This window comes from Haloimpatiens lingqiaonensis, from assembly GCF_901447495.1.
In the GTDB taxonomy this organism is placed as follows: Bacteria; Bacillota; Clostridia; order Clostridiales; family Clostridiaceae; genus Haloimpatiens; species Haloimpatiens lingqiaonensis.
The window spans coordinates 1-12,067 of record NZ_CABDWS010000015.1; the positions used below are offsets into that span (position 1 = coordinate 1).

The following is a 12,067-nucleotide window of genomic DNA, read 5'->3' on the forward strand; positions in this document are numbered from 1 at the left end:
ACTTTGATATAATTATCTTGCATTTGCTTTCTCCTTTATTGGGGATATTATTGTTGTTTGCATTACAATAATAGCAAATGCATTTTTTATTTGTAAAGTTTTTCTACACAAGAAATATTAAATAGCCAAAAATAATTTAAAATCCAATATATAAAAACTGCTTTTAATTTTTCAAGTAGTAAATATTAAAAACTATCCACACTTATAATTTTGTATTAGTTTTTTTATTTACTTACCTTACTAAAAGCAGTTTTTTGTTTAAACTTTTAACTTTTCTGTTACTATTTAGCAACTCATTCTTAACCACTAATTTTGTTTTATTGAATATACTATTAGTATACCGTGAATAACACAGTAATCCTTATAAGAATATATATAAAATTATAAATTTTAACTACTATGATGATTAAATAATTTGTTAAAGTTAATAATCTAAATAGGCTTTTATTTTTACATAGTTATAAATTATTTTTAGCTATTATAATAATTATTTAAATTATAGGGAGGCTCTTCAAATGATTTCAAAATTCAATAAAAAGTCTTTATCTTATTTCATTTTAATAATTTGTTTTACATCATTAATAGCAGTTGTTTCATTATCAAATGCTAAAGCTGCATCTTCTCCTAATTTTAAAAAAACTAATGCAGCCTTAAGAAACACCAATTCACCAAAAGACAACAGTGTTACTTCTAAAGCTAATATACTAACTAAAGACTCTAATAAAACATTAAATGCTGTATCAGTAGAAAACATTAAATCTTATAACACTAAAAAATGTACTTTAAAACCTGAAAGCCAAAACTTAAATAATGAGCAAAAAAAGCTAAATATTTCAAGTGGTAATATTAATACTAATAACAAAAATACTGATAAAAAAATCAGCAAAAATACTAATACTATTTCTGATAAAGAAATTATAAATTTATTATTTAATTCATACAACAGCATGAGGAATTTAGAAAGTTTTTATATACATCACACACCCTTCGAAGAATTTAATAATCGTACTTATATGAAAATGCCTAAAAGCATAACATCTCATGAATCACTAGTTGCTTATTTAAATAAAACCCTTGGCTTAAATAAATACTTCACTAGCGATTATACAGAAAGACTTATAAAATATGTATTTTCAAAACAAGTTAACGACCAATATTACATGTTAGTGGGACAATTTGGACAAATTTTCGATATGAAAAATGCCAAAATAACATCAACAAAATATGAGGGTAATAAGCTATATGTAACTTACCAAGGATACTATGAACCTAATGATTTAAAAACTGAAAAAGCTACTTTAATTTTTAATGGTACAAATTGGTTAGTAGATACTGCCACCTTTTCACCTTGGTAAAATTTATTGCAATTAAAAGGGGATATTGCATTAAGGAATTTACTTACAATATATTGCATAGAAAATTTAAATCTATCACAATATATTCTAGTATTCATTCTTAGGGCAATATCCCCTTTTTCTGTGTCTATTTTAAAAACATAATTTTTTCATTTAATTTTTTATAATAATTTAAAACCAAGCGCTTCTTCTACTTTTGATTTTCCAATTCTATCAATCATATCTCCAAATCTCTCTTTTTTATTTCCGTTTTCCTTATAGAAAAGTATGCTTTTTTCTAGTATAGACATTACTTCATCCTTAGAAAAAATTCCTTGTATAGCCTGTCCTGGTCTAGTTTTTTTACCCCACTTACCACCTAGATATATTTTAAATCCTTCTTTCTCAACTTCTGCAGCACCAAAATAGCATGCATCTGAACACTTTCCGCAATTAACACATTTGTCTCTATCTATTACTGCCTTTTGTCCCTCTTCCTTGTTAATGGCTCCATGAACACACACTTTCTCCATGCCGCAATTATTACAAGCTTTGCATTTATCTTCTTCTATTTTAACTTTTCTCTGTCCTACAATACCAAAGTCATTTAAGTCTGGCTTAATACAGTTATTTGGACAGCCCCCAATACCTATTTTAAATTTATGAGGAAGTGACACATCTCTCCATCCTTCATAAAAAGTATTGTGTATCTCCTCTGCCAAAGCTTGAGTATCCACTAATCCATATACACAAACAGTTCCTTTACAAGCCGTTACTGGTCTTATTTTATCTCCAGTACCCCCACTATACAATCCTAATTCTTTTAATTCATCCTTTACCTTTTCTATATTCTCATACTCTATCCATGGGATTTCCACTGTAAGTCTTGTGGTATAACTTACATATCCTCTTCCGTATTTTTCAGCAATTTCACTAATCCTTTTCATCTCTTTAGCTGTATTACATCCATTCTTTGTTATAACTCTACAAGCAAAATATCCATCCTGTCTTTGAGGTAAAAATCCTTGTCCCTTTAATTTTTTCTTCTCTTCAGCTGTTATATTTCCCATATTCACAATCCCCCTATATTTAATAGTTAGTTTTTAACTTAATAATTTTATACTTGAGGTATTTGCATAATTAATAAATTTAAAATATAACCTCAATATATCGTATTTCGGCAATTGATTTTATACCATATATTCATAAGATTTTATTTTAAAAGGAATTATGCAATTTCCTCACTTAATAATTGAACTTTCGCATATAAACAGAGCTCTTAGCTTCAGATGGAGTTTTTACTCCAACTGAAGGTTAGAGATCGTTATCCAGGGACGTAGCTGCCGTTACCTCCCACTTTGTTAGAAGTGGGAGTGTTACGGCAGGTAAGTCTCTGGATAAATTTCAATATTTATATTAGATTAATAACCACATTGCAAATAAACTTACCTCCACTTATTTACGCTAAAGTGGACACTTATGGGTTAGGTAAAATTCTAACCACAGTTATAGGATACTACTATAGGTGTAATAAATCCAATAAGGATTTATTATGGGGATATAAGCAGCTTTTATAATAGATATAGTGAACTCTTTCACTTACTTACGGTGAAATGAGCATTCTTTTTTAAAACTAATTTAATCATTACAAATTTGTTCTTTGCAAAAATTCATAAAGTCTTTTGAAAACTTAGGTTCTCTATTTCCCTTATATATAAAATTAAATTCCCTTTTCATGCTAAAACCTTTTATGGGTACTCTTATTAATGTGCCCTCTTTTAATTGCTCCTTAACAGCTTCCTTAGATATAACCGTACACCCTAGATTTTCACACACTAAAGACACTGTGGCACTTATATTATGAATTTCCATATGAATATGTTCATCTGTAAGCATGTGCCCAGATTTTATCAAATACTTTTCAAATACTTCTCTAGTTCCAGATCCCTTTTCTCTTAAAATAAGTTTATCCCTTAAAACTTCCTCCACTGTAACTTCCTCTCTATTAGCAAAGACATGCTTTGGCGACACTACTAATATAAGCTCATCATTTTTAAAAGTAGTATATTTAACCTTAGTTTTATCGAAAGGCCCCTCCACAGCTCCCAAGTCTATATCTCCATTTAAAAGCTTATTTACTATGTTTTCCGTATTATCTATGGTCAATATTATATCTATATTGGGGTTTATATCCATGTATGATCTTATTAAATTCGGTATAGTAAATCCCCCTATAGTAAGACTAGCCCCTAGTCTATATTTTTTAATAAAAGATGTACTATTTTCCAAAGAATATTCTATAAATTTACTTAGCCTATCTAATTCTAAAGCATTTTCATAAAGAAATTCCCCTTGAGACGTGAGTTCCAATGTACTCTTTCTCTTCCTAAATAGTTTAACATTATAATATTCTTCCAAAAACTTTATATGCTGTGAAATAGCCGGCTGAGTCATATTTAAAAGAGCCGCAGCCTTGGTAAAATTTTTAGTTTGCGACACTGTTATAAATGTCCTTAACTTAGTATCTATCATGTTATACTACCACCCTTGTTTACAATATTATATATTGATTGCTGAATAAATGTAGACTTGTAATTACAAATTTAAAAATTACTGCTTATGTTTTTAAATCACTATATTTTCTTAACAAAACTACTGCACTTGAAAATAAATGCAGTAGTTTTGTTAAAATATTTATAAGTCAAATTTTATTCCATTATCTCTCAACCAAATTCTTCTCGTTTCGTAGTCTGGCATAACTCCACTTACCATATTCCAAAACTCTTTAGAATGATCCTTATAATACATATGGCACATCTCATGAACAACTATATAGTCTAATATATAGGCTGGTGCCATAGTACATCTCCAGTTAAATAGTAGTTCATCTTTTGATGTGCAACTTGCCCACCTCTTTTTTTGCTCTTTAACTTTAATGCTTTTGGGCTTTTTATTAAAAAAATAGCTATAATATTTTACTCTTTCATTTATCTTTTGTAGAGCCTTTTCTCTATACCAATCCTCTAGTGCTGCTTTAATTTTTTCTTCATCTTTGGTGTATGTTGTTACAATAAATTTTCCTCTAAATAATTTTACATCTATACCTTTACTTCTTTCATTTAAAATCAATTGAAGGGTATAGTTTCTGCCCAAATATAGATAAGACTCTCCATTTACAGCCTCTCTACTTATTTTATTTACATTTATATTTCTCACTTCATATTGCTTTTGAACTATCCATTTAGCTTTGGATTTAACCTTTTTTATTATATCCTCTTCTAAAACTTCCATGGGTGCAACTACATTTACTTCTCCATTAGTTTCTACTTCTATTGCTAATGTTTTTCTGTTGCTAAATTTCACATTAAATTCTATATCTCTTGTCCCAAAGGTAAACTTTAATTTCATTACTTGTCCCTTCTAACTTCTAACTTATTACCTCTTACTTTTTTACTCCTTACTTCTTACTTCAACTTATACCTTATGATTCCAAATCCTTATAATGTATTTTAGCAAGTTTCATCATACTTTCTTTTAATTGTTTTATTTTATTTATTACATCTGCTCCAAACCATTGCCTCAATTTCACCATCTTTGATACTAAAAACATATAAACCTTTTGCTCAATTTGTGAGTATTTAGTTGGGTTTTCTGTCCACCCCATTATATACCATTCTTCTCTCATGTTTTTATCAAATTCCTTTGATATTTCCTTTGCTAATTCTATTGTTTCATTTCCTATATATTCTACCCTATCTTCCTTAACAACATCTGATGTATCTTCATTTCCACCTTCTAAAACTTCTCTCACTGTCTCAAAAAAAGCAAATTCTTTTTTACTTAATTTTAATTCATCTGCTTTACTTTGTTCCCCTTTTTCCATTTCCCTATCTATAAATTCTTTAAGTCTAGCCTTTTTCTCTATCCAATCATTTTTAGTTTCTTCTAGTATCTGCTGAAGTTTTTCAAATAAACTTGTATAAAAAACGGGATTTTCATCTATCTTTAAATTTATAACATTCTTTATAGCATGCTCCATAGAAGATGCTACAGCTTCATCAGAGGCTTGACTCTCTATCTTAGATTCAAAGTCATCCTCAAATAATGTTATTGGTTCTATCCACCCTATTACTCCATTAGAAGTTAAATGCTCTGAAATCAGTGCCTTAACCTTTTCTCCACAGTCTGCAATATCTAACTTCTTCTCAGGGGTGAACCTTACCTTTGCCGCTGCTCTAATATAAGACACCCATTTAACATCATTTTGTATATCGCAAGACACATGCCCTGGCATTAAAGCCTCCACTGCTCCTACAAACTTTTTATAGGCAACTTCAAATTCTACTCTTTTATCCTCTGGTTCAATTACTTTTACTAACGCATCTATATCATTATGATCAACACCTGTGAACATCCTCATAACATTTTCCCTATAGGACAGCATTTCATCATATAGTGAACCCATGGAATCCATCGGCTTACCTAATTCATCTTTATCAAATATGGCTAATGCTTCTTCTAAAAAGTCTAAAACTCCATAGTAATCAACTACATAACCACACTTTTTACCATCTCCACAAGTTCTATTTACTCTAGCAATAGCCTGTAATAAAGAATGTTCCTTTAGTGGTCTATCTAAATACATTACCTGCTCTATAGGTGCATCAAAACCCGTTAAAAGCATATCCTTAACTATTAGAAAACATAGTTTACTTTCAGTAGTTTTCTTTTTAAAACTCTTTAATATATCCTTTTGTTCCTCTTTAGTTGTATGATGCTCCCTTAAATATGGTTCATCATTATTACTTCCAGAGAATATTATTTTACACTCTAATTCTTCTCCTATAATATCCTTCATATGCTTATTTAAAGCATTATAGTATTTAACGCATGCTTCCCTAGACACACATACTATTTGTGCTTTAAAACCATTGGGATATATGTATTCTTTATAATGTTTTAGTATATCCTTAGCAACTTCTTCTATTCTTTCCTCCGCTTCTACAACAGTTCTCTTATTGGCATACTTCTGTTTAATAGCTTCTTTCTCTTCATCAGTTTTATCTTTAAAGGCTTGATCAAATAATTCTTCTAAAGAATCACCTTTAATGTGCAAATCTGGTCTTCTTCACTCATATACTATTTTAACTGTAGCCCCATCCTCAACTGCTTGTTTTATAGAATATTGATCTATATATGAACCGAAAGTTCTTGGGGTAGACTTGTCCTCCTTATCAATTGGAGTCCCTGTAAATCCTATAAATGCAGCATTAGGAAGTGCCGTTCTTAAATTTGCAGCAGTTCCTTTATATTGACTTCTATGCGCTTCGTCTGTCATTACAATAATATTAGCCTTAGTAGATAAAACTTCATATTCCTTTTCAAAATATAATTTTTCATTTTGCACTTTATCCTGAAGCTTACTTTCTTCTTTTTCACTTTGGAACTTCTGAATAGTTGTTGTAACTATTTGAGCATTGGAATTTTTAAGAAGCCTTTTCATTTCTTCAATACTTTCTGCTCTAACTGGTGTTCCATTCGTTATAGTATTAGTAAAAGTTTCAAAAATTTGCTCGTCTAAATCTGTTCTATCCGTAACAATCACTATAGTGGCATCAAAAAGTTTATTATGATTTCTTATTTTTCTGGCTAAAAACACCATGGTAAGAGATTTCCCTGAGCCTTGAGTATGCCAAATAACTCCCCCTTTACTTAAAGGAGTTTTTCCCTCTTCTAATCTCTTTAAAGACTTTTGAACTGCTCTAAACTGTTGGTATCTACATACCTTCTTAACTTTCCTGGAATTTTCCTTGTCCACATCATAAACAATGAAGTTTTGCATTATATCAAGAAGATTTTCCTTCTTAAAAACCCCTTGCAATAATATATTTTGTGGAGTATTTTCAAAATCAAATACATCCTTATTTTCCATAGGATAAGCATCTTTCCACTGTACGTAATGCTTGTACCCTGAACTTATAGTTCCCATGAATGCAGTATATTTATTTAAAATACATGTAATAAAATTAGTATAGAAAAGCCTTTCTGCTCCTTCTACAAAGTTAGCCTCTCTGCCGTTCATATACCTTCTAAGTTGCTGAAATCCATCAAACTTTCCTACATTCTCATTAACCTTAGTTTCTTTAAATGGTGATTTGCACTCTAATACTGCTATAGGCATACCATTTATAAAAATTACAATATCCGGTCTTATAGTCTCTTGCTGTCCTTTAATAACAAACTGCCTTGTTACTAAAAAATCATTATTATCTATTTCTTCAAAATCTATTAACTTAACTGTTTGAGTTTCCTTCTTACCATCAATAACTTGATCCACAGTTAACTGTAAATGAACTATATAATCATAAATCTTTTCATTAATCTCTAAAAGACCTGTACCTAAAGACTCTGCTCTGCTAAATTTACGAACAACCTTTTCAGCATTTTCATCAGAAATCCAAGGATTTAGTTTCTTTAGAGATGTTTTTATTCTTTTACTTAGTATAACTTCGCTTAAAGTATCACGTTCTCCATAATCAGGAGTCAACTTATCCCCTTCTATAAAACCATAACCAAGAACTTCCATTAAGTATTCTATGGCTGGAAGTTCTACTAAGGTTTCTTCGTTGCCTAAACACCCCATATTTTTCACATCCTAAAATTACTATATATAATTTATTTTTTTTCATTATCATAATATTGTTTAAAATATACATTTAAATTACAATATCTATTTAAAGAATTTTTGCCTTGTTTTATAAAACTCCAAGTTTCATCATAATTTCCTTTTACGGAAAACTCACTATTATTTATAAAATCAAGAAATTTTTCTTCTTTCCCATAATAATATTCTACAAAATCATCTGAATATTTATCCTTAAGATTATCATTTAAATTCTGTTCATCATGTAAAACATGCTCTAAGTTGCATGAAAAATAATACATTCTATACTCAGTCTTACTTATACTTGAAGTACTCCATAGTTTGTTTAATATCTTCGATTTTTTATTATTTCTATCAATAGCTTTTGCAGTGTTGCGAGTTAAAATATTATCTGTAGTATATATAAAATTATCCGTGGTATGTTGTTTAATTAATTTATCATCAATATATGCACCATCTGTATCTACTAAATGAACTATTCTTAAAATATCACTTCTTTTAAATCTATTAATATTTAAAAATTTTATAATCTCTGTATTAACTTTCTTTATGCAATTTTGAATGGTCGTATCTGTTCTGGTTGTAATGTCCCCGTGTATAACATGAAACTCTATTCTTTCATTCTTTAATAAACGGGAAAGAATCAATGCAAGAGAATTTTTATCAGATATGCCCTCAACAATAAATAAAACTACCTTTTTACTCTTCATTTACTATTTTCCCCGCTCTCTTAAAAGCGTAGTTTATTTCAAAAGTATTTGTTGACTCATAAATCTGCTCTTTCTGACCACCTAATGAAATTCCTCTTAAATAAAAATCTCTTAAATTATTGTTACTCTTTACATTTTCCAACCTTATATATCTATTTTTAGGATTAGTTGTAGTAAATACAATAGATTCTTTATTTAATTTTTCTAATGCTCTTAGATTATGTGATGTAAAAATAAATTGACCTTTTGCATTTTCTTGTAGTACATTCAATATTTCTCCTAGTAAGTATTCAAAAACACCTGCATCTAATTCATCCACTGCTAAGCAAATTGTTCTATTATTATACATTGCTATTATGGCACTTAAAATTGATATTATCTTCTTGATACCTTCTGATTCATATCTTAAAGGAATTCTTTTTTCTTCTCTAATAGAAACTAGTTCTATACTCATTTTCATGTTTCCATTTTCATCTAATTCGTTTCCATAGTTAACAATATCTATATTTAATCCTGGAACAATTACATTAATAACAATATTTATTTGATTTTTAATCTTAGTAAGTAAGCTATATGTTTTTTCTGATACATTTGATTTTTTAAATAAAGCAAAACAATCTCCTGCAATTACATTTTCTTCATTCTCAAATCTGAAAGTAAATGGAATTAATTGATTCATATTTATTATACCTAGTTGTTCATTATCAATAACAAACAAATTTATTCTTGCAAAGTTATTCAAACTTACTATTATATTACTGTAATTGACATTATTCTTAAAACCACCATCAAATATATTTATGCTCTCATCACTAAATATAAATGATTTCTTTTCTTTTTTAGCTAATGTCTTTGCTACACTTAAATTAACTAAATTATCTTTATTCGAATTTATTAGTTCGTTATATTTATTCATAGGTCTAAATATTGTTTTCATATCATCATTATCTGAATCAATTATTTTAGTTTTTTTAGTTCCTTCATTTAAAGAAGCATAACTTAAAGTTTCCCTACATATTTCAGCAATGCTGTCATCTATATTTTTTCTTATTTCTAAATCATAATATGCTAAAAATCTTTCATCATTATGCTCAATTAAAAATACAAATTTTAATACACATTTATTACTAGTTGCTGATATAAGATTTATTGTATTTTTAGGTAACTTGTCACCTGACATTACAACTTTTAATATGCTTAATGCATTAATCAATGCTGTTTTACCTGAACCATTTTGCCCATATATACCTAGTATATCAGCTGCGTAATTATTATTTTGTATATCTTTTTTTATATTATTATAACTCTTTAACGATATTTTTCCATTTTCAACATTCTTAAAACATACTAATTGTATTTCTTGTAATCTCACAATAGTATTCTTCATATACATCCCTCCTTCATATAAATATATCATTTAAGGTTATATTTTTCAATAATTCGATACATTTTGTACCGATTTTCTTTTATATTTTCCTCATTCATATTATTATTCTTTTTATTGTTTTTTATTCATTAAACTAAATATATTTTCTAAATTACTCTCCCATAACTTATGAAGTTCAACTTCCTTTGAAAAAGACCTTTCTTTTATCTCTTCTAAGCTATTTCCATCTATTTTATATAAAAACATATTACAATCTTCCTTTTCTAAACCTTAACTCTAATTTTTCCTGTTAGAAGTTGCTGCATTAAGGCTTTTTTAAGTTGTTCTAATTTTGCCTTTTTATTTTTGTATTCCTCTATTTGAGTGTCTACTGATGATATGATATTAGCTATCTTATTTTGTTCATCAAGAAATGGTAGTTGTATTTTTAACTCCCCATACTCATTGCTATTGATTCCTGGTTGACCACTTCTAGTAGACATAACTTTAACCCAATCCCAATACCTTTTAGTTTGTAATACATATTTTATATAATTTTCATTTGCTGATTCCTTATTAATTCTAAATCTAATTAAGAAACCTGCATAAACTAACTCACCATCATTAACATTATATACATATGATTTGCCAGTTGTATTTCCTGTTCTTGCAAAAACAATGTCTCCTTGTTTTAAGATAAAGTTTTCATATTCACTTTCTTCAAATCCTCTAATCTCATTATTAAGTAACCTACTGTCTTCTCCTATATCTGTTATTCTTAAATATCTCGGCTTTCCTTGAACATATTCTGTAGCAGAAGCACCTATGCCATATTCTCCTTTGGTTAAACTTAAATTAAGTAAATTTTTTACTTCCCACTCCACAGGAATTTCCCCAATTTCCGTCTTCTTAAACTCTGTATGTCCTATTCCCTTAGTTAAAAGCCTCTGCATTAATCCCTTCTTTAATTCCTTAGTCTTTTCTATAAGTTTATCTGTATCATCTATTTGAGAATCTACAGTAGAAAGAATTTCTGCTATTTTTTGTTGTTCTTTTAGCGATGGAAATGGTACTTTAAAATTATTCAAATTATCAGTTGTTATTTGATTTATAGTTGCTCCAAGATTATTATATATTTGCCTTTTTAACATATATGAATTAAATACTTGGAATAAAAACTTATTATGCTGCCCTCTATATATTGTCATAAATGCCCCAAACGAATTTCCTACAGCACTTTTATCTATTAATGCACATTTACCTATTAAATCCTTACTTCCATTTCTTGAACAAATTAATATATCATTTTCTTTTGTTATAAGTTTTTCTGGAATTTTTTTATTAACATACTTATTATTATTGAATACTAGTCTATTTTCTTTAATATTAGATGATCTTAAAACTAGTACCCCATCTTCATCAACTAAATCATCTGGCGAATAAGTAAGGCCAATTATACTTTCCCCTAACTCTTTTAGTTTTCTAACTTCCCATTCTTCAGGTATCCATCCCAATTCTGTTTTCTTATATCCTTCCTTACAATTGTGCATTGTCAATTGTGCATTGTGAATTGTTTTACCTTCTTTCACATTCTCCACCCTCACTTCTAACTATTTTCATATTCTTTAAATCTATAACTGCTCCTATTTCTTTTAAAAAATCCATTCCTACAATTCCATTAATATCAAATCCATAATCCATACTTCAATTCAAGATTAACCATTTTTTCTTACTCCAATCCATGCTCTTTCTTCTATTGTTAATTCTTCATTACTTGTGTTGTAAACATACAGTTCTCTACTTTTTTCCTTCTTATGTCTTTCTGCATATTCTTTTAAAGCATCATTTCGATTTTCATAAACATTTATTACAGCCATGTCTTCAACTATTCTCATACCATCTTTTGAATATGCCTCTATAGCCTCAAATAATATCCACTTATCTTTATATAACTTTCTTACATCATTCCACTTCACCAAAACCCCTCCTAACT

General features: G+C 28.6%; 12 protein-coding genes. 1 reads left to right on the forward strand and 11 read right to left on the reverse strand.

Going from position 1 to position 12,067, the window contains the following annotated elements; genetic code table 11:
• The first annotated feature begins 515 nt into the window (after positions 1-515).
• A complete protein-coding gene (locus FGK85_RS04505; protein ID WP_138204137.1) occupies positions 516-1,355 on the forward strand; it encodes a DL-endopeptidase inhibitor IseA family protein in 840 nt (279 codons plus the stop codon).
• Between the two features lie 161 nt (positions 1,356-1,516).
• On the opposite strand, the gene FGK85_RS04510 is transcribed toward FGK85_RS04505, so the two are convergent.
• The 11 genes from FGK85_RS04510 to FGK85_RS04545 all read right to left on the reverse strand — a co-directional run bounded on the left by FGK85_RS04510 (position 1,517) and on the right by FGK85_RS04545 (position 12,050).
• Positions 1,517-2,404, reverse strand: a complete 888-nt coding sequence (locus FGK85_RS04510) for a 4Fe-4S binding protein (RefSeq protein WP_138204139.1) — start codon at positions 2,402-2,404, stop codon at positions 1,517-1,519.
• Positions 2,405-2,972: 568 nt separating this feature from the next.
• Entirely contained in the window at positions 2,973-3,866 is an 894-nt protein-coding gene (locus FGK85_RS04515) for a LysR family transcriptional regulator (RefSeq protein ID WP_138204141.1), read from the reverse strand.
• A gap of 162 nt (positions 3,867-4,028) precedes the next feature.
• Positions 4,029-4,742: a M48 family metallopeptidase gene (locus FGK85_RS04520; protein WP_138204143.1), complete on the reverse strand. Its 714-nt coding sequence runs from the start codon at positions 4,740-4,742 to the stop codon at positions 4,029-4,031.
• A 73-nt stretch (positions 4,743-4,815) separates the two neighbouring features.
• Complete coding sequence (locus FGK85_RS15560) at positions 4,816-6,450, reverse strand: type I restriction enzyme subunit R domain-containing protein (RefSeq protein WP_243122801.1); 1,635 nt, start codon at positions 6,448-6,450, stop codon at positions 4,816-4,818.
• Positions 6,451-6,462: 12 nt separating this feature from the next.
• Positions 6,463-7,977: a type I restriction endonuclease subunit R gene (locus FGK85_RS15565; protein WP_243122802.1), complete on the reverse strand. Its 1,515-nt coding sequence runs from the start codon at positions 7,975-7,977 to the stop codon at positions 6,463-6,465.
• A gap of 32 nt (positions 7,978-8,009) precedes the next feature.
• Positions 8,010-8,708 carry a hypothetical protein gene (locus tag FGK85_RS04530; RefSeq protein ID WP_138204145.1) on the reverse strand — a complete coding sequence of 233 codons (699 nt, stop codon included), beginning with the start codon at positions 8,706-8,708 and terminating at the stop codon, positions 8,010-8,012.
• Positions 8,698-10,095 carry an AAA family ATPase gene (locus FGK85_RS04535; RefSeq protein WP_171011329.1) on the reverse strand — a complete coding sequence of 466 codons (1,398 nt, stop codon included), beginning with the start codon at positions 10,093-10,095 and terminating at the stop codon, positions 8,698-8,700. Before FGK85_RS04535 ends, FGK85_RS04530 begins: the two co-directional genes overlap by 11 nt.
• Before the next feature lie 111 nt (positions 10,096-10,206).
• A complete protein-coding gene (locus FGK85_RS15710) occupies positions 10,207-10,341 on the reverse strand; it encodes a hypothetical protein (RefSeq protein WP_279232901.1) in 135 nt (44 codons plus the stop codon).
• Between the two features lie 17 nt (positions 10,342-10,358).
• Positions 10,359-11,663: a restriction endonuclease subunit S gene (locus FGK85_RS04540; protein WP_138204149.1), complete on the reverse strand. Its 1,305-nt coding sequence runs from the start codon at positions 11,661-11,663 to the stop codon at positions 10,359-10,361.
• Entirely contained in the window at positions 11,650-11,775 is a 126-nt protein-coding gene (locus FGK85_RS15715) for a hypothetical protein (protein WP_279232902.1), read from the reverse strand. Before FGK85_RS15715 ends, FGK85_RS04540 begins: the two co-directional genes overlap by 14 nt.
• 14 nt (positions 11,776-11,789) lie before the next feature.
• On the reverse strand, positions 11,790-12,050 hold the full coding sequence (locus tag FGK85_RS04545; protein WP_138204151.1) for a hypothetical protein: 261 nt from the start codon (positions 12,048-12,050) through the stop codon (positions 11,790-11,792).
• Positions 12,051-12,067 lie beyond the last annotated feature (17 nt).